The organism is Chitinophaga sp. H8 (genome assembly GCF_040567655.1).
Classification (GTDB): domain Bacteria; phylum Bacteroidota; class Bacteroidia; order Chitinophagales; family Chitinophagaceae; genus Chitinophaga; species Chitinophaga defluvii.
This window is the reverse complement of the sequence record NZ_JBEXAC010000002.1, coordinates 1,046,021-1,065,043: the sequence shown is the minus strand read 5'-3', so window position 1 is coordinate 1,065,043 and position 19,023 is coordinate 1,046,021. Positions and strand designations below refer to the sequence as shown.

Annotated in this window: 16 protein-coding genes and 1 tRNA gene; 12 read left to right on the top strand and 5 right to left on the bottom strand. The window is 44.7% G+C overall.

Annotation, left to right across the window (positions count from 1 at the left end; translation table 11 throughout):
• Positions 1-295 precede the first annotated feature (295 nt).
• The 5 genes from ABR189_RS18190 (at position 296) to ABR189_RS18170 (ending at position 6,194) form a co-directional block, all read left to right on the top strand.
• Positions 296-2,743: a TonB-dependent receptor domain-containing protein gene (locus ABR189_RS18190; protein WP_354661892.1), complete on the top strand. Its 2,448-nt coding sequence runs from the start codon at positions 296-298 to the stop codon at positions 2,741-2,743.
• A gap of 18 nt (positions 2,744-2,761) precedes the next feature.
• Entirely contained in the window at positions 2,762-3,253 is a 492-nt protein-coding gene (locus tag ABR189_RS18185) for a MarR family winged helix-turn-helix transcriptional regulator (RefSeq protein ID WP_354661891.1), read from the top strand.
• 42 nt (positions 3,254-3,295) lie between these two features.
• Entirely contained in the window at positions 3,296-3,601 is a 306-nt protein-coding gene (locus tag ABR189_RS18180) for a hypothetical protein (RefSeq protein WP_354661890.1), read from the top strand.
• A 279-nt stretch (positions 3,602-3,880) separates the two neighbouring features.
• Positions 3,881-5,185, top strand: coding sequence for a spondin domain-containing protein (locus ABR189_RS18175; protein WP_354661889.1), 1,305 nt, complete (start codon positions 3,881-3,883; stop codon positions 5,183-5,185).
• Between the two features lie 163 nt (positions 5,186-5,348).
• Positions 5,349-6,194 carry an AraC family transcriptional regulator gene (locus tag ABR189_RS18170; RefSeq protein WP_354661888.1) on the top strand — a complete coding sequence of 282 codons (846 nt, stop codon included), beginning with the start codon at positions 5,349-5,351 and terminating at the stop codon, positions 6,192-6,194.
• An 84-nt stretch (positions 6,195-6,278) separates the two neighbouring features.
• Here ABR189_RS18170 and ABR189_RS18165 read toward each other — a convergent pair.
• Positions 6,279-6,352, bottom strand: a tRNA-Ile gene (locus ABR189_RS18165).
• A gap of 178 nt (positions 6,353-6,530) precedes the next feature.
• Between ABR189_RS18165 and ABR189_RS18160 the strand changes: the two genes are divergently transcribed.
• Positions 6,531-7,157, top strand: coding sequence for an HAD family hydrolase (locus ABR189_RS18160; protein ID WP_354661887.1), 627 nt, complete (start codon positions 6,531-6,533; stop codon positions 7,155-7,157).
• 32 nt (positions 7,158-7,189) lie between these two features.
• Here ABR189_RS18160 and ABR189_RS18155 read toward each other — a convergent pair whose 3' ends face one another.
• The 3 genes from ABR189_RS18155 to ABR189_RS18145 form a co-directional block, all read right to left on the bottom strand.
• The gene (locus ABR189_RS18155; RefSeq protein WP_354661886.1) at positions 7,190-7,432 is read right to left on the bottom strand and encodes a DUF4834 family protein; all 243 of its coding nucleotides are present in this window, start codon (positions 7,430-7,432) and stop codon (positions 7,190-7,192) included.
• An 86-nt stretch (positions 7,433-7,518) separates the two neighbouring features.
• Complete coding sequence (locus tag ABR189_RS18150) at positions 7,519-7,872, bottom strand: TM2 domain-containing protein (protein ID WP_354661885.1); 354 nt, start codon at positions 7,870-7,872, stop codon at positions 7,519-7,521.
• Positions 7,865-8,095 (bottom strand): DUF2752 domain-containing protein, encoded by a 231-nt coding sequence (locus ABR189_RS18145; RefSeq protein WP_354663599.1) that lies wholly within the window; start codon positions 8,093-8,095, stop codon positions 7,865-7,867. Before ABR189_RS18145 ends, ABR189_RS18150 begins: the two co-directional genes overlap by 8 nt.
• A gap of 259 nt (positions 8,096-8,354) precedes the next feature.
• Between ABR189_RS18145 and rimP the strand changes: the two genes are divergently transcribed.
• From rimP to ABR189_RS18115, 6 genes are all read left to right on the top strand, one after another.
• On the top strand, positions 8,355-8,819 hold the full coding sequence (gene rimP / locus ABR189_RS18140; protein WP_354661884.1) for a ribosome maturation factor RimP: 465 nt from the start codon (positions 8,355-8,357) through the stop codon (positions 8,817-8,819).
• Positions 8,820-8,835: 16 nt separating this feature from the next.
• The gene (gene nusA, locus ABR189_RS18135; protein ID WP_354661883.1) at positions 8,836-10,083 is read left to right on the top strand and encodes a transcription termination factor NusA; all 1,248 of its coding nucleotides are present in this window, start codon (positions 8,836-8,838) and stop codon (positions 10,081-10,083) included.
• A gap of 124 nt (positions 10,084-10,207) precedes the next feature.
• Entirely contained in the window at positions 10,208-13,744 is a 3,537-nt protein-coding gene (gene infB, locus ABR189_RS18130) for a translation initiation factor IF-2 (protein WP_354661882.1), read from the top strand.
• Between the two features lie 222 nt (positions 13,745-13,966).
• Entirely contained in the window at positions 13,967-15,352 is a 1,386-nt protein-coding gene (locus ABR189_RS18125; RefSeq protein WP_354661881.1) for a peptidylprolyl isomerase, read from the top strand.
• A 245-nt stretch (positions 15,353-15,597) separates the two neighbouring features.
• Positions 15,598-17,445 carry an amidophosphoribosyltransferase gene (locus tag ABR189_RS18120; protein WP_354661880.1) on the top strand — a complete coding sequence of 616 codons (1,848 nt, stop codon included), beginning with the start codon at positions 15,598-15,600 and terminating at the stop codon, positions 17,443-17,445.
• Positions 17,446-17,670: 225 nt separating this feature from the next.
• Positions 17,671-18,171 carry a SixA phosphatase family protein gene (locus ABR189_RS18115; RefSeq protein ID WP_354661879.1) on the top strand — a complete coding sequence of 167 codons (501 nt, stop codon included), beginning with the start codon at positions 17,671-17,673 and terminating at the stop codon, positions 18,169-18,171.
• 8 nt (positions 18,172-18,179) lie between these two features.
• On the opposite strand, the gene ABR189_RS18110 is transcribed toward ABR189_RS18115, so the two are convergent.
• Positions 18,180-19,016, bottom strand: coding sequence for a CPBP family glutamic-type intramembrane protease (locus ABR189_RS18110; protein WP_354661878.1), 837 nt, complete (start codon positions 19,014-19,016; stop codon positions 18,180-18,182).
• Between the last annotated feature and the right edge of the window lie 7 nt (positions 19,017-19,023).

Below are 19,023 nucleotides of genomic sequence, written 5' to 3'. Positions count from 1 at the left end.
TGAGGGGGTTATTTTTGTTAAACAATAGATAACCGGAAATTAGGGAAAAAATAAAATAGGAAACGCAATGAACCAACTCCATTAACTTCCAATTAACGGTCTTTTTAACAATCATTAAAAACCGGAAAAGCCATTCATCCTGCGTTCACCCCGTCATACTGGCTCACTTTTTATCATCAAAATACTGTAGCTTATAATATTAGGTAAGTAGTTACATTACTATAACGCCATTCATCCAAAACCATTTACAGAAAATCACCTATGTACCTACATTTATACCATTAAACACCCCTTTATGAAAAAGACATGGAGCTATACCCTTATCTTCATTATTTATGTTACTACTTACGTAAATAAATCCTACTCACAAGAAAAGATGGCTTATTCCAATATCAAAGGAAAGTTATCCAGTACGCAAAATAAAAACCTGGATGAGGTACTCATACAGTTGGTAAATGATGCGGATAAAAAGTTGGTTAAAATGGAATATGCCGACCAACAGGGCAACTTCCTCTTTGAGCAAATTCCACCCGGAACTTACATCCTCGTCACCCAGAGTATGGCATTTGCCAGATATCAGTCGGCCCCGATTGTGCATACTAAAAATACAGATGCGGGCATTATACTGCTAAGTACTGCCAGTACTACGCTGAAAGAAGCAGCCGTGGTGGCTACCAAACCTTTTATACAGCAACAGTACGACAAAACGGTGGTGAATGTAGCGGCTTCCATCTCAGCAGCCGGAAGTACCGCATTGGAAGTACTGGAAAAAGCACCCGGTATCACCATAGACCAGAATGATAATATTGCCATGCGTGGCAGGCAGGGCGTGCTGGTAATGATAGATGGAAAACAGGTGCCTATGTCCGGCCAGGATCTTGCCAATATGCTCAGGAACATGTCGGCCAACCAGATCGATAAAATTGACCTGATCACCAACCCTTCTGCCAAGTATGATGCAGCCGGCAACGCAGGCATCATCGATATCCGGCTAAAAAAAGGTAAAACTACCGGTACTAATGGTAACATCTCCCTGAGCTATGGACAGGGGATATATGCTAAATTAAATCCTTCCCTGAATTTCAATAGCAAACATAAAAACCTGAATGTCTTTGGTGCTTATAATTATGCCTACCGGGAAGACTTCAACGACCTCCTCATATTCAGAAACTTTTATGATGACAATAATGCGGTAACCGGCGGCAACAACTATGATAATTTCTTCCGGTATCATTTTAATAGCCACAACGCCCGTATCGGCGCTGATTATAACCTCCGTTCAAATATTGTAGTAGGATTTGCTGCCAATGGCATTTTCAGTGATGGCAATATCTCTTCCAACAGTGTGGCACAGTCATTCAATGCACAACAACAAAAAACAGGGGCTTTCACCACCATAGGTGATAATAATCCCCAACGGAACAACGGGAGCATTAACCTGAACTACAAACATACTTTAGACACTGCCGGCAGGGAGTTGACGGCCGACCTTGACTATGCCCGCTTCACTTCCGATGAAACACAAAACTACCACACTACCTATTTTGATAACGATCAGAACCCCAGTAAAGCTCCCTATCTGCTTTTTGGAGATCTTAATGGAAATCTCAGCATCAGATCCTTTAAAATGGATTACACACAGCCCTTAAAATCCATAGGTGCTAAATTGGATGCGGGTATAAAAAGCAGCTGGGTAAAATCTGACAATGATGTAAAATTCTTTGATAGAAGTAATGGTGGCAATGTTTTGGATGAAGGAAAAAGTAACCGCTTTATCTATGAAGAAAATATCAATGCTGCTTATTTAAATGTTTCCGGGAAATGGAAAAAGCTAAGCATCCAGTTGGGCCTCAGGACGGAAAACACCAATGCAAAAGGAGTGCAGGTCACTAACAAAGATAACTTCGACAGGAACTACACCCAATTTTTCCCAAGTGGATATGCCGGTTATGCATTCAATGACAAGCATGACCTGGGGCTTTCCATGAGCCGCAGGATCAACCGGCCATCCTATCGCCAGCTAAATCCATTTAAAGTGTTTCTGGATCCGCTGACCTCTTCTGCCGGAAACCCATTTTTAAACCCGGAAATTACCAACTCATTTGAACTCACCCATACTTTCAAACAACAATATACCACCAAGATCGGCTATAGTAGAACAACAGATAACATCCTGATAGTGTTGTCGCCTGATACCGATCCTAACAGCGTACTGCAAACGGGCAGGAATCTGGCTAAATTTGACTATTATAATCTTAGCTTCGGATTTCCGCTAACGATAGGCAAGTGGCTCAACAGCACCAATAATGCACTGTTGTATTATGGCAAGTACAAAGGAGATCTGGTAAACACGCACCTGGACGTAAGCCGGGTATCCTTCAGCTTTAACTCCAGTAATTCAATCAATATCAATCCAAACACGTCGCTGGAAGTGGTAGGCAGTTATGAGAGCAGGTCTTACTATGGGTTCCTGGATGTGGGGAGTTACTGGTTTGTCAATATAGGTGCGCAAAGACAATTGTGGGAGAAGAAGGCGTCAATCAAATTAAACGTGAGTGATGTATTTTTCACGAATCAAACCAATGCAGTGACCAAACTAACGGGTTATGGAGAAACTTTTATCCAAAAAAGAGATACCAGGGTGATAACTTTAAGTTTCAATTATAAATTTGGGGGAAGTTTGTCCAATGGTGCAAAAAGAAAAACAGGAGGTGCAGAAGAAGAGAAGCGCAGGGCTGGTTAACAATGATAAATTTATGGTATGAGCCTAATTAATGAGTTGGAAGAACTGGCGCTGGCTACCCGCTTAAAGCGGTTAGGCGAGCGCTTGTCGCAGGACGTTAGTAAAATATACAAAGAATCTGCACTTGATTTTGAAGCGAAGTGGTACCTGGTATTGGAGCTATTAAGCCGGGAAAAAGTAATGGGTATTACTGAAATATCTGAATCATTGCAAATCAGCCATCCCGCAGTAGTACAATTTGTAGATCAGCTGCTGGCCAATGGTCTGATCAAAACTGCTGTAGATAACAAAGATGCCAGAAGGAGGCTGATTTCCCTTACCCCCGCCGGCAAACAGATGCATAAGCGGATAGGCCCTATCCTGACAGTTATAAAAGAAGAGAACAAAAAGTGGCTGGCAGAAGCCAGCGCCGACCTGTTACAGATACTATCTGAACTGGAAAAGTCGCTCGATGAAAGAAGCATGTTTAAGCGTATCAAGATCGGTCTGCTGGAAAGATCGGATTCATGAGAGCCTGAAGAAATGATCTAAAGATCATCTAAACAACCTATTATGAAAGTTTTATGGTGCTGGCGATGCAGAAAAGAAATGCCAATGCTTGATGAAGAAGAATATCACATAGCTGATGAGCTGATTAGAAAAGCATTCCAAACAAAAGGTACAATAAAGGAACGTTTTCAGCCTCTACTGGATTATTATAAAACAGTGACCGGCTACGAGGAAACCATCCCCAATGCCATCATGCATCATCGCATCTCTCAATACGGCGCCCCCTGTGAAAAGTGTGGCAAACCCTATAGAACACCACAAGCCTCATTTTGTGCCGCCTGTGGTAATAAGAAGCTGTCTCCCAGGTAAAAGCACTCTATAAGCATAGCTAAAGCATGGTTGAGCTATGGCAAAAGCATAGTAAAGGCGTTCTAAAGGTATAGTTCCCCCCGCCTTAAAGCATAGCTAAAGCATGGTTAAGCTATGGCAAAAGCATAGTAAAAGCGTTCTAAAAGTATAGATCCCCTCTTCTTCCGGGAAGTTTAGATAATCATTTGGGAATTATGGCTATTCCCAGGGCCTCCTAACCTTGATATATTTGTTTCATACAAACCGGTGAGTGATCTGTTCATTAAAAATTGAATGCATATGAGTTATCCAAAGATAATAACCCCTTGGTCTGCCCTGATGATACTACCACTCATTTTTTCTTCATGCCACCATAAAGACGATGACCCCGTCATACCTTCAGAAGAAGTGACTATCTCGGTAGAAAACGTACTAAATTCCAGACCACTTGTTGAATCTGGTACATTCCAGGGCCCCGGAACACCCCCGGTAATCTTCCCTGGTCAGTCGGTAAGCATCCACTTTGCCGCTGCCAAAGGCGAGGCGCTCAGTTTTGCTACAATGTATGGCTGGTCAAATGACTTGTTCTTTGCCCCTGACAATCCGGGCATTTCGGTGTACGATGCCAGCGGCAATCCTATACAGGGTGATGTTTCTTCCCAAATCAAACTATGGGACAATGGAACCAGGATCAATCAGCCTCCGGGAGCTGCGGTAAATCATCCTGGTACTGCTGATAATAAGAAAATAACTGAAGTAATGGGTACCGATGCGCAGGGAAATAAGTACCTGCCTGCTTCACAACTGATAAAAGCAACCTTGGTATACGATGGCAATTCTTATTTCACCCTTACTATAAAGAATACTTCGGGCGGTACGGCTAATGAAACGCCTCTGAGTCCTGGCGTTTGGGCAGTATCTTATATTGCTGGTGGTAACTTGCTTAATCCGGCGCCATTATACACTAAAGACCAGTTTACTGCCAATGGGCTTACATCCATTGCAGAAGCAGGTAATAATGTCCCGCTAAGTACCTATATCAGCAGCATCACAGGCGTTTTCACGCCCTTATCACCAGTACTGGTAGTAGTGTATAATGGGATCGATAACCCTGTCTACAAAGTAGGGGAAAAAGATCGGGGAGAAGGGCTAAAACAATTGGCACAACAAGGAAATGCGACAATCCTGGCAGCATCTTTAAAAAACAAAGCAGGGGTGAAAGCTGTATATGTACTGCCTGCTCCTGGTACTACTGTTTTGCTTCCTGTTATAAATGAAAATGCCGGAGGTAAGGTTTCCCAGGCAATCAGGGTAGTAAAGGGAGATCGTCTGGCCATAGCAACGATGTATGGATTTTCGAACGACTGGTTTTTTGCTACTGCTGATAATGGCGTGGACCCAACAGTAAAGGCTGATATCTCATCCAGTGTGGCGCTTTATGATAATGGTACCGCTATAGATCAGTTTCCCGGGGCAGGTGTCACACAATTTAACCTGGCAGGCACTCCTCTTACCGAAAGCAAACCGATTATGGCCGTGCCCGATCCTAATCCTTTCATAACCTTGCCAGCTATAAATAACATTATCCGGGTTACCATTAAATGATTGTCTGCAGAACCAGATAAACAACTACTTTTTCTCCACCAGGTGTAACCCATAAAAAGAGGCTGCATCCCCCTGATACAGTCTCTTTTTAATTTATAAAATAATAAAACAGGGAAAATGTAAATTCGAATAACGTAAAAACAGCAAGTTGTAATCCTAAGATATGAAATGGCAGTTTGAAGACAGGAATACAAACGGACGGTTTTCAGTCATAAAGCAGGACACTTTTTTAAAGGGGGCCGGTATTCTTAATCAATACAAAGAAACGACCAATACTATCGTATGCAACCTGCAACAAGATCAAACCGTAGTGATCGATCAGGTACCTTATTTATTAGCCACCAATACTATACTTCCCCTTGTTGCCAATCAGCATTTTGTATTCGAACATCCGGAAACCCTGGTGGCCTGGCAGTTTAACCGTGACTTCTACTGTATTGCCGATCATGATGCAGAAGTAGGTTGTGTAGGTTTCCTTTTTTATGGCATCCGGCATCCTATGTTCATTCCACTGTCAAGCGAAGAAAGAGAACAGATCGAGCTTATCCTGAAATTAAGTATGGAAGAAATGCAGATAAAGGATAAAATGCAGGGAGAAATGCTCCGCCTGCTGTTGAAACGGCTTATCATTTACATTACACGCATCGCAAAAAAACAAACAGAAAACTACTGCCTGTTCGGAGAGGATAAAATGGATCTGGTTCGAATGTTCAACCTGTTACTGGAAATTAACTTCCGGAGTCAGCATGAAGTTCACTTTTATGCCAATGCACTGAACAAATCGCCTAAAACCCTGGCCAACCTTTTTGCTACATTCAAATATCCTTCTCCATCAAGGCTCATACAACAACGGATTATACTGGAAGCAAAACGTCAATTGAATTTTACTTCCCTGTCGGCCAAAGAAATTGCTTATGCACTGGGCTTTATCAGCCCCCAGCATTTTAGCAGGTTTTTTAAACAACATACTGGCAGTAATACATCTGCATTTAGAGGTAGTAAAGCTTAATTTCTCTTTTAGTGGATACCCATCTTGTGTCTCAAATCAAAAAAGGCTCTCAACGTTTTACCGCTAAAAGCCTTTTCTGTCTTGTGGTCCCACCAGGGCATGATCCTGGGACCCCCTGATTATGAGTCAGGTGCTCTAACCAACTGAGCTATAGGACCTGCTTTATTCAAGCATCCCCTTTTTCAAGGGATGGCAAAATTAATTATTTTTTATCCTATTTTCCAAGAATTTCATTTATTTCTTTTAAAATCATGTAGGAGTAAAGGTTTCAACAGAATAAGCCTGTTTCTGAAATAACCGCTTTACCTTTGCCTTTCTATCAATAAGCGTATCACCATGCAAGGGATTAAGCACATCATTTTTGATCTGGGAGGTGTAATTCTTAACATCAACTACCAGCTCACTCAGCAGGCTTTTGTAAACCTGGGTGTTACTAATTTTAATGAGCTGTACTCGCAGTTTCATACCTCCAGTCTGTTTGATGACCTGGAAACCGGACGCGTGAGTCCGACAGAGTTTCTGGCGGCCATGCATAAGCATACACCACAGTCTGTTACGGATGAGCAGCTGGTAAGCGCCTGGAATGCGATGTTACTGGATTTCCCTTTACAGCGCCTGCAGTTACTCCAGCAATTAAGACAGCATTACAACCTGTATCTGCTCAGTAATACCAATGCCATTCATATGGAGGCATTCAATCAGTTATTGCAGGAAAGCAGGGGTATCCCTTCGCTGGGCGGCTTTTTTGAGCGGTCTTATTATTCTCATCTTATCGGTTACCGTAAGCCTGAAAAGGAATCTTATCAGATCATCATAGATGAAAACAGATTGGACCCTGCGGCAACTTTATTCATTGACGATACCCTGCCTAATATTGAAGGTGCTAAAGTAGTAGGTTTACAAACCATTCACTTGCAGGCACCCAAAACCATTATGGATATCTTCAAACCAGTAAATAGCTGAAAAAAGGAAGAGAAAGACGGCAGTTAAAGTGATTATTTGATTTCTTCAAAATCAATATAATCTCCCTTGTCCGCTACTTTTTGGGCAGGAGCAGGGCGTTGGGCAGATTGCTGTTGGGCCTGTTGCTGTTGCTGATATTGGTTACGCATATGCTGCTGTATATCATTCATTTGCCGGCGCACCTGCTTGGTAGACCTGTAAACCGGGATGATAAAATCAAATACCAGTTTATATAATAGCCATCCTATAAATAGGTAGAATAAAAGTTTAAACATAGTGCTGTAAAGGTAGCGGAATATCTTTTCCCATGCCAGTTAAATACAGATACTTTAAGGATTCTTTAACGCTTACCCCGGAAAAATCAGCGGGATCCCAGCAGGGAAGCGGCTTCAACAGATGCCCGCTTGTTAAATTCCCAGGCCAGCTTACGATAATTGATAGCATCCACTATAGAGCCTACAAAACAAAAGCCCAGGGTAAACAGGTAGAGGATTCCCATGGCAATCTGATTCAGCAAAAAACGCTGTATGCCAGCAATAGCCACCAGCCCAAACAGGCTGCAGATAAGCACGGCCTCCGGATCCCGGCGCTTCAGCTGATATAAGGCAATGAATTGTTCCAGCTTTTCAGGCGGGTAGTGCTTGGTCAGCTCCTGCAGCCACAATAACTCCTCCTGTTCAATACCGGGTAGTATCGTAAAAGAAAACTTATTCATATGTCCCTCGTTTTATGCCGGCAAATTGCTGCCAGCTCAATTGCAGGATCCGGTAAATCAGAGCACTCAAAACAAATGGTCCCAAAATATGATGGTGTAAGGCTGCCTTCCAATCTCCATGTAATAAAGCACTGATAGCGTGCCCCAGCCCGCATCCCGGGCACCAGGAAATTCCCATGGCTTTTAATAAGCATAGACTGGGAGCTTGTTCGTTAATATCCATGAAACCCAGCACCAGCAAAGCTATCACCCATACAATTAATTCTATATTTATTTTTAACAGAGAATGCATGCGCTGTATTACTTTAGCGGTTATATGCATTAAAACAAATCACAATCTGTACTATTGAGGATTCCGGGGCATTAAATATTTACATACAAGTTAAAGAAATAGTTTTTGTATTGAAATAAAATGCTAATTTTGCGTAGGTAAAAAGATTCAAACGAAGGGGACGAACTATTGTCCCCTTCGTGTATTTAGTATGGCAAACGAACAAGTGATAACAGCAATCCGGGAACTGGCAGAAGGTCTGCTGGCAAATGATCCGGATAATTTTCTGGTAGAAATCAGGATAAAGCCCACCAATAACGTAAAGCTCTTTATAGATGGAGACAAAGGTGTGCCGGTAGAGAGATTAGTTGCATTTAACCGTGCAATGTATCCCTTACTGGAAGGCTCCGGCTTGTTTCCTGATAACGACTTTTCCCTGGAAGTGTCCTCTCCCGGGCTGGATGAGCCGCTCAAGCTGCACCGGCAATACCTCAAAAATATTGGCCGCAAAGTGGAAGTAACTTTCCTGGACGCCAGCGTTAAGGAAGGAACGTTATTGGCCGTTACAGATGACCTCATCACCATTGAAGAGCTCATCGGCAAAAAGAAAGAAAAGAAACAAACAGATATACATTTTACTGAAATAAAGCACATAAAGGTGTGCATCGTGTTTTAAAATATAATAACAGAACATGGCTAGTATTAACCTGATAGAGTCATTCACCGAGTTTAAAGAGGCGGAAAATATTGACCGCCCTACGTTGATGAAGGTATTGGAAGATGTGTTTAAAACACTACTGCGGAAGAAGTATGGCTCAGATGAGAACTTTGATGTGATCGTAAATACAGAAAAGGGCGATTTGGAAATATTACGTCGCCGGACCATTGTAGCCGATGGCGAAGTAGAAGACGATAATGCGCAGATTGCTTACTCCGAAGCTATTAAAGTAGAACCTGATTACCAGGTAGGAGAAGATTTGTATGAAGAAGTAGAAATTATGGACTTTGGCCGCCGGGCTATTCTCGCTGCCAAACAAACCCTTTCTGCCCGTATCGGCGATCTCAAAAAGAATATACTGGTTAAAAAATATGCCGATAAAGCAGGCGAAATCGTAAACGGCGAAGTATATCAGGTATGGAAAAAAGAAGTTTTATTGTTGGATGATGAAGGGAATGAGTTAATATTGCCTAAATCCGAACAAATTCCTACCGATTATTTCAAAAAAGGTGAAAACGTAAGGGCAGTAGTGAAAAAAGTGGAGATGAAAAATAATGCGCCACTCATCATTCTTTCCCGCACCCACCCTTCCTTCCTTGCTAAATTGCTGGAAATTGAAGTACCGGAAATCTTTGACGGGCTTATCGTAATCAAGAAAATTGTACGGGAACCTGGTGAAAGAGCCAAAGTGGCGGTAGAGTCCTATGATGACCGCATAGACCCGGTAGGAGCCTGCGTAGGGATGAAAGGAAGCCGTATTCATGGTATCGTGCGCGAACTGAGAAATGAAAATATTGATATCATTAACTATACCGCCAACATCCAGTTGCTCATACAGCGTTCCTTAACGCCTGCCAAGATCAGCCGGATGGATATGGATAATGAAAATAAATATGCTTCCGTTTACCTGAAACCAGACCAGGTATCCCTGGCGATCGGTAAAAAAGGTGTAAATATAAAATTGGCCTGCGAATTGACAGGATATGAAATAGATGTATTCCGTGACGAAGAACAGGAACAAACCGAATTCGATATTGACTTGGAAGAATTCTCCGATGAAATTGAAGAATGGATTATAGACGAACTGAAACGTATAGGTTGCGATACTGCACGCAGCGTATTAGAACTCACTGCAGATGAACTGGTTCGCCGTTCCGATCTGGAGGAAGAAACAGTGCAGGAAGTAAGACGAATATTACAGGAAGAATTTGACAAAGAATAACGCCCGACCGGAACCCTTCCCAGGAAAAGGGCTTATTAGAAGGGGAATTGATTTTTTTGAGTTATTGTTTAAACGTAAAAACCCCCCCGCCAAAAACGGGGGAAGGGGAGGCCCAGAATACGATATGCCTGAAACAACAAACAACACACCACGATTGCTGGCTGCAGCCAAAGAGTTCAACATTGGTAAGGAAACGCTGATCGACTTCCTTACTAACAAGGGCTTTGATATGGACGGCTTTGGATCTCCCAATGCCCGTCTTAACGCTGTCATGTACTCAGCTTTGCAGTCGGAATTCCAACAGGACAAGGCTAACAAGAAGAAAAGCGACCAGATAGCCCTGCCCAAAGGAAGCGTGTTAGAAACAGCGAAGAAAAAGGAGAAGGAAGAAGCAGAAGCGGCAGCGAAAAAGAAAGATGCTGCAAAAGATAAGGAAGAAGTTGTTCCCGTTGCCGAAGTACCGAAAGTGGAGTCCAAACCCGAGCCTAAGCCGGAACCGAAAGCGGAAGCCCCTAAACCTGAACCCAAAGAGGAACCTAAACAGGAACCCGTGGCGGCGAAGGAAGCGCCGAAAGCTCAACCGGAACCAGCTCCTGCTGCAGCTCCCCCTGTTGCAGAGGCGCCTAAACAACAACACGCTGAACCGGCGGCGGCTCCCGAAGTTACCAAAACGGAAGCTCCCCGGATCAATAGCCCTAAAGTAGTAGCTACTATAGACCTCGACGCTTTAAATAACCCTAACCGCAAAAAGGCAGGGGTGAAAAAGAACGAAGACAAGGCGCCACAGGAAGAGAAAACAGCAACTGCCCAACCGGAAGAAAAACCCGCTAAAGCAGCTCCTGTTGCTGAAGTAGCCCCGGCTACCCCAGCTCCTGAAAAAACTACACCGCCGCCAGCTCAAACCGTGCAGTCCGAAAAAACAGAAACACCTGCACCTGTTGCTCCGGCAGAAAAAGAAAAACCAGCGACACCTGTTGCACAGGCCGAAAAGCTGGATAAAGCGGACAAACCCACACCGGTTGAAGATAAACCTGTAGAAAAACAAGTGGAAGACGTAATAGAAATAGAAAAACCGGCTGCTAAAGCGCCTGTTAAAATAGTCGCCAGCACCCCTCCGCCCGCTAAACAGGATGAGGTTCCTGCCGCTGCTGATCATGCCGGCAATGCCGACTCTTCTGCAAATCCCCAACAGGACGACGCAGCTGCCAATGTCATCGAAAATATTCAGGCGGAAAAATTAACCGGCCCTAAAGTGATCGGTAAAATTAACCTGCCGGTACAATCCGACAGACGCGATAATAACAAGAACTCTTTCAATAACCGCGACGAAAAACGCAAACGCAAACGTATCGTAGTGGAAAAGAAACCAGAACCTATTCAACCCAAGGAATTCTCCAAGGATGATAATAGAAGAGGTCCTGGTAGTGGCGACAACCGCCCGCATACCGACAACCGGAATGCAACTCCTTCAGCTCCAGGTACCGGCCCTAACCGTCCTTTTGTTGAAAGGAACCCAGGCGGCAACCGCCCTCATCATGATCGGAATGCTCCAGGTGGCAACCGTGGTCCGGGCGGACCGGGTGGTAACCGCGGACCAGGAGGTCCGGGTGGTCCAAGACCAGCTGGCGGGCCGGGTGGCAACCGTGGCCCTGGTGGTCCGGGCGGCCCAAGACGCTTTGAAAACCGCCCAGGTGGTGCCGGAACAGGATACAACCGTGGACCTGCGCATGGCAGAGATGATAAACGTCCGGAAGAAAAAGAAATCGACAAGAACGAAATCCAGAATAAGATTAAAGAAACCATGGCCAAATTAGGCGGTGGTGGACGCGGAAAAGGCGTAAAAGCCAAACACCGCAGGGAAAAACGTGAAGAACGTGCCAACCAGGCAGCCAAACAAGGGGAAGACGGCAGCAAACTGCAGGTAACAGAATTTGTATCTGTAAGTGAACTGGCTAACCTCATGGATGTAAGCTTCGCAGAAGTAATCTCCAAATGTATGGGCCTCGGTATCATGGTATCCATTAACCAACGCCTGGATGCGGAAGTAATTGAACTGGTAGCCGGCGAGTTTGGCTATGAAGTGGAATTCATCGGCGTGGATGACGCGGAAGATATGGATGAAGAAGAAGAAGTGGATGCGCCGGAAGATCTGGTGCCCAGAGCGCCGATCGTTACCATCATGGGGCACGTTGACCATGGTAAAACATCCCTGCTGGATTATATCCGTAATGCAAATGTGGTGGCCGGTGAGGCCGGGGGTATTACCCAACACATCGGTGCTTACCAGGTAACTACCGCCAGTGGCAAAAAGGTAACCTTCCTGGATACACCTGGTCACGAAGCGTTTACTGCGATGCGTGCCCGTGGTGCCAAAGCTGCGGATATCGCCATTATCGTAATCGCTGCAGATGATGCAATCATGCCACAAACCAGGGAAGCCATTTCCCACTCCCAGGCGGCCGGTCTGCCGATGATATTTGCCATTAACAAGGTAGATAAAGAAGGCGCCAACCCTGAAAGAATCAAAGAACAACTGGCAGGCCTCAACCTGTTGGTGGAAGACTGGGGCGGTAAATACCAAAGCCAGGAAATTTCTGCCAAAAGCGGCCTGAACATAGATATCTTACTGGAAAAAATATTGCTGGAAGCTGAATTGCTGGAACTGAAAGCTAATCCCGACAGAGAGGCTTCCGGTAGCATCGTGGAAGCTTCACTGGATAAAGGCCGTGGTTACATAGCTTCCCTGCTGGTACAAAATGGTACCCTCCGTCAGGGCGATACCATCGTTTCCGGTTCCTTCTATGGCAAGATCAAAGCCATGTTTAACGAACGTGGAGTGAAAATGGAATTTGCCGGCCCATCCATGCCAGTACAGGTACTGGGCTTGAACGGTGCGCCGCAGGCGGGTGAGAAATTCAAGATGTACGCTGAAGAATCTGAAGCGAAAGAAGTGGCCAACCGCAGAGCACAAATTGTTCGTGAACAGGGTATCCGTACCAAGAAACATATTACCCTGGATGAAATCGGCCGTCGTCTGGCACTGGGCAACTTTAAACAGTTGAACCTGATCATCAAGGGTGACTTTGACGGTTCCGTAGAAGCATTGAGCGACTCCCTGCAGAAACTGTCTACTGAAGAAATCGTGGTGAGCGTAGTACACAAAGCAGTAGGTCAGATCACCGAATCAGACGTATTGCTCGCTACTGCATCAGATGCGATCATCGTAGGCTTCCAGGTACGTCCGTCCGCTCAGGCAGCAAAACTGGCTGAAAAAGAAAACATCGAAATCCGTAACTACTCCATCATTTACGATGCCATAGATGAGCTGAAAAGCGCTATGGAAGGTATGCTGGAACCGAAGATCGAGAAGAAGGTAGTAGCCAACGTAGAAGTACGTGAAACCTACCGCTTCGAAAAGGTTACCGTGGCCGGCTGTATTGTACTGGATGGTAAGATTGCCCGTAATACCCGCATCAATGTGGTACGTGGCGGTATAGTGGTACACACCGGCGAACTCGGATCCCTGAAACGTTATAAAGATGACGTGAAAGAAGTATCTGCAGGTATCGAGTGCGGTTTGAGTATCAAGAACTATAACGGTATCGAAGTGGGCGATATAGTGGAAGGATTCGAAGAAGTAGAAGTAAAACGCACATTATAATCCAACAGCCTGAGGCTGAAGGCAAAAGCTGAAAGCAATTAATACCTGCTTTCAGCTTTTTGCTTTTAACATTTTTCCGGCCCTCCGGATAACAGGGCATCAGCCCAGACCGGCTACCCGCTTGTAAATACAAGGGAAGAACGGCATAAACTTTTGTTAAATCAGCCCGCTATCTTAGTGGAGCTTATTTTATTGGTTATTTTTGGAATTCACTGCATTTGTATGAAAAAAATTCTGGTTTTCTCCGCTGGCGCTTTACTACTTTGGCAGGCCTCAACGGCCCAGCAAAAATTAGTGGCAGATAAGATTGTAGCCATTGTGGGAGATAAAATAGTACTGAAATCCGATATTGACGGGGAGCTATCCCAGGCGCAACACAATGCCATCAACAACTCCCTTCCTCCGGATGCAGCCTGTAATATCATGGAACAGATCATTGCCCAGAAAGTAATGGTACTCCAGGCCGAAAGAGATAGCTTACCGGTAAGTGATGCTGACGTAGAAGGACAAATCGAAAACCGTATCCGCTACTTTGAGGAAGTATACGGCTCCAAAGAAAAAATGCGGGAAATTACCGGCTATTCTATTTACCAAATGCGTGAACGCTTTCGTCAGCCCATCCGGGAAAATATCCTGGCCACCGCGATGCGCAATAAAGTGACAGACGCTATCAAAGTAACACCTACTGAGGTGAAAAAATACTTTGACGGCATTCCTACGGATAGCTTACACTTCTACGAATCTGAAATGGAAATTGGTCAGTTAATCGTACTGCCCAAAGCTACCCAGGAAATGGAAAAATATGCTACAGACCGCCTGATGGACTTCAGAAAACGGGTGGAAAACAAAGAGTCCGACTTCGGCTCTCTGGCACTCCTCTACTCAGAAGATCCGGGCGCGAAGGATAATAAAGGGATATATGTACTCAACCGCAATGATAAAAACTGGGACCCCGACTTCCTGGCGGCTTCTTTCCGCCTGAAAGAAGGTGAAATATCCACTCCGGTAAAGAGCCAGTTCGGTTATCACCTGATCCAAATGGTAAAACGTCAGGGGGATAATGTTACGGTACAACATATCCTGCTTAAGCCAAACATCACCAAATCGGATATTACACTGGCCATGAAAAAACTGGATACTATCCGTACCAACATTGTAGATGGTAAATACTCTTTTGCAGAGGCGGTTACCAAATACAGTGATGCACAGATGGCCAAATTTGATGGTGGTATGATACAAGCCAACCCCCAGAGTGGTGGTGGTACATTGATCACCATTGATCAGCTGGACCAGCCTTCTGAAAGAGATATCGTGCTGATGCTCGATACCCTGAAAGCAGGACAGGTTTCTGCACCTGTACAGTTTGTGGATGAGCAGGGCCGTACTGCCTGCCGCCTGGTATACCTGAAAACACGTACACAGCCTCACCGCGAAAATATGACGGACGACTACGCCCGTATCCAACAGCGTACACTCCAGATCAAACAAATGGAAGCGATCAACAAATGGCTGAGAGAAAAAATACCCAGTTATTATATTCATGTAGACGATGAATTTAAAAACTGTACCAATATCCAGCAATGGATGAGCACATTAGCAAAACAATAAACAGAAAGCCAGGCTTATCAAGAGCTGAAGCGGAAATCATAGAAAGCATCCCGGAGCACAGGTCACACCTGGTTCCGGGATTTTTCATTTAACCAGGGCAACATACTGCTATCCCAACCCGTCTAACTTATTGCTAAAAAGCTAATAGCTAACAGTCAAAAGCTAATAGCTTTCCCCCATTCAACCCTTCATTTTTGGCATTTGTAATTTATCAGCGTAACTTTGCGACTTCAATTTTTACGGGCATGAGTGACGCGATAAAGCATGAATGCGGATTAGCATTTATAAGATTAAGAAAACCTTTTTCTTATTATCAGCAACAATACGGTACTGTTTTCTACGGCCTTAACAAGTTATACCTGCTCATGGAAAAGCAGCATAACAGAGGACAGGATGGAGCAGGGGTGGCCACTGTAAAATTGGACACCGAACCCGGAATCCCCTTCATGCACCGTGTTCGCAGCGCTGCTCCTCAGGCCATCGGCGACGTATTCGGGAAAATCCGTGACGAAATCAGTGAAATAGAAAAATACCAACCGGAAATCACCAAATACCCCGGCCTGATGAAAGGCCACGTCCGTTTCCTCGGCGAATTATTATTGGGGCATCTCCGCTACGCTACCCAGGGCAAAAGCAATGTGGAACTTTGCCACCCTTTTGTACGCTACAACACCATTCCCGCCCGTAACCTGGCCATGGCCGGTAACTTTAACCTGATCAATGCAGATGAACTGTTCAAGTTCACCCAGGCAGAACCAGGTGAAACATACCGCAACAGCGACCTTGCCGCCATGCTGGAAACCGTACACCACTTCCTCGCCAAGGAAGATGAAGTACGCCGTAACGGATTGGATATCAAACATATTCTCAAACAGGCATTCTCCATGTTCGATGGTGGTTACCACGCAGGTGGCCTCATCGGCTCCGGCGACGCTTTTGTGATCCGTGACCCTCACGGTATCCGCCCGGCCTACTATTATATTAATGATGATGTCATCGTGGCCGCTTCCGAAAGGGCAGCGATCCGTACTACCTTTAATGTGGGCGAAAATGAAGTGCATGAACTGATGCCGGGTAATGCGCTGATCGTTAAAAATAACGGAGAATATGCCATCGAACAGATCCTGGAACCTAAAGAACGTAAAGCCTGTAGCTTTGAAAGGATCTACTTCTCCCGCGGTAATGATGAAAAAATCTACAAGGAACGCTCCAACCTGGGCTATAACTTGTCCGAAACAGTGCTGAAAGCGATTGATAATGACCTTCGCCATACCATCTTCTCCTTTATACCCAACACCGCAGAAGTTGCCTTTTATGGCATGCTGAAAGGACTGGAAGATTACCTCAACAAGATCAAGGTAGAGCGTATCCTTTCCTGGGGTAAGGACTTTGATGAGGCCAAGCTCAGCGAAATGGTGAACCGCCGCATCCGCATCGACAAAATTGCTATCAAAGATGTGAAAATGCGCACCTTCATTACCGCCGATGCCGGCCGTAATGAAATGGTACAACACGTTTACGATATTACCTATGGTACAGTATTACCCGGTGTAGACACCCTGGTAGTAATCGATGACTCCATTGTTCGTGGTACCACCCTGAAAGAAAGCATCATTAAAATGCTGGACAGACTGGGACCAAAAAGAATCATTATTGTATCCTCTGCTCCACAAATCCGGTATCCCGACTGCTATGGTATCGATATGAGCAAAATGGGCGATTTCGTAGCCTTCCAGGCGGCTATCGCACTGCTGAAAGACCATAACAAGGAATACATATTACAGGAGGCCTATGGCTTGTGTATGGAACTGCAAAGGACCAATACCCTCCATGCGCAGAACGTGGTTCGCAATATCTATAAGCCTTTTACTACGGAAGAAATCTCTGCTAAAATTGCACAGATCATTACACCTGCCGGTATTAATGCACAGGTGGATGTTATTTACCAATCCATAGAAAGCCTGCATAAAGCCTGCCCTAATAACCTGGGTGATTGGTACTTTACTGGTAATTATCCCACTCCGGGAGGTAACCGCGTGGTAAACAAGGCTTTCATGAACTATATGGAAGGTAAAAACGAACGTGGATACTAACCACACTACCTGACTGGTTAACAATTACTTAGCGCTGGTAAATCATTATAAAGTCCGTTTGCAAGCCTGCCACTTAAAACAGTTTTAAGTGGCAGGCTTGCTGCTTTTACCCTTTCATGTTAATTTTATCTTAATTCAACGGGCTTGGAGCCATCGTATAGGCGTAACGCGTTAACTTCCAATAAAATCCGTAATTTCGTATAGCTAACTAACTGTTTTCTTCCCATGAAAACATTACTTCTCATTCGCCACGCAAAGTCCAACTGGAACAATCCTGATATGGACGATTTTGACAGACCGCTCAATAAACGAGGTAAACAAAATGCGCCTGAAATGGCTTCCCGGCTATTGATGCGGGGTATGGTGCCCGAACTGATTATTTCCAGTCCTGCCAAACGCACCCGTACCACAGCAAAAATTATGGCCAAAGAATGGAAATACCCCAAACAGGCTATCCTCCTGGAAGAAGAGCTGTATTTATGCTATGCGTCCACCTTTTTGAAGGTTATTACTAAGATTGATGATGATTTTGAGGCGGTAGCCATCTTTGCGCACAATCCGGGGATTACCGATTTTGCTAACTACCTGACCCAGGAAATACGTATTGATAATGTGCCTACTACCGGCATCTTTGCAGTACAGGCCGATACCAACTCCTGGAAAGATTTTGACCGCGCAGCAAAAAAATTCCTGTTCTTCGATTACCCCAAACATGAAATAGGCTAAACAAACGGCTATTGATCTCCGGCAACCGGTACCTGCTTCCGCCAGGTGAGCGCAATCCCAAGCATCAGCAACACCAACATAAAGAGCTGCTCAAAATGTATGGGCGTTTCTATGATAGCTAATGAATAATTACTGACTGCATGCAGAAAGGTAACGATGAATACATTGCGTACCAGCAGGTAGATCAACGCAAAATTAATCCCTGACATAAACAGTGTTTTCAGGGCGGCAAAGATATAGGTCATGTTATAATCATGCCGGAAAACCAGCATAGGGATATGCACAATGGCAAATACAGCCTGCGAACAGATCAATACCACCAACAGTCTAAGGCCGGAGGAAGCAATCCTGTGCTTTAAAAGCAGATATAACTGCGCTATCAGATATACCCTGAAAACCAACTCCTCTATAAAGGCTCCCGGCAAAGTATTCAGGTTGAAAATAACAGCGGTTCTTAATACCTCCGCATAAGCATTAAAATGCTCCGTCCGGATAAGCGGGCGCTTATTGATCAGGGAAGAAATGATCAACACCATATTGACGATTACAAACACATATAGGGAGATCCTCGCACCTTTAACCGCTTTATCCTTTGTAATCCCCAGCTCTGCCAGCGTAAACCCGTCGCGTTTTAACAGGTACAAGACAGTACCTATCCATACACTGTATACTATCACCCCGATTCCTAATAAAAGCAGCTTGTTGCCTGCTATCTCTTTAAAAGCAGGTATCAGGAACAACAGGTTAAAAAGCAACCCGATCACCAGAGAAAACAATATCACTGTTCCTAAGGTCCCCGGGTGCCCTTTTCTGCTTTTTTCAAGAAATAACAGTATCCTTCCCATGAAATGC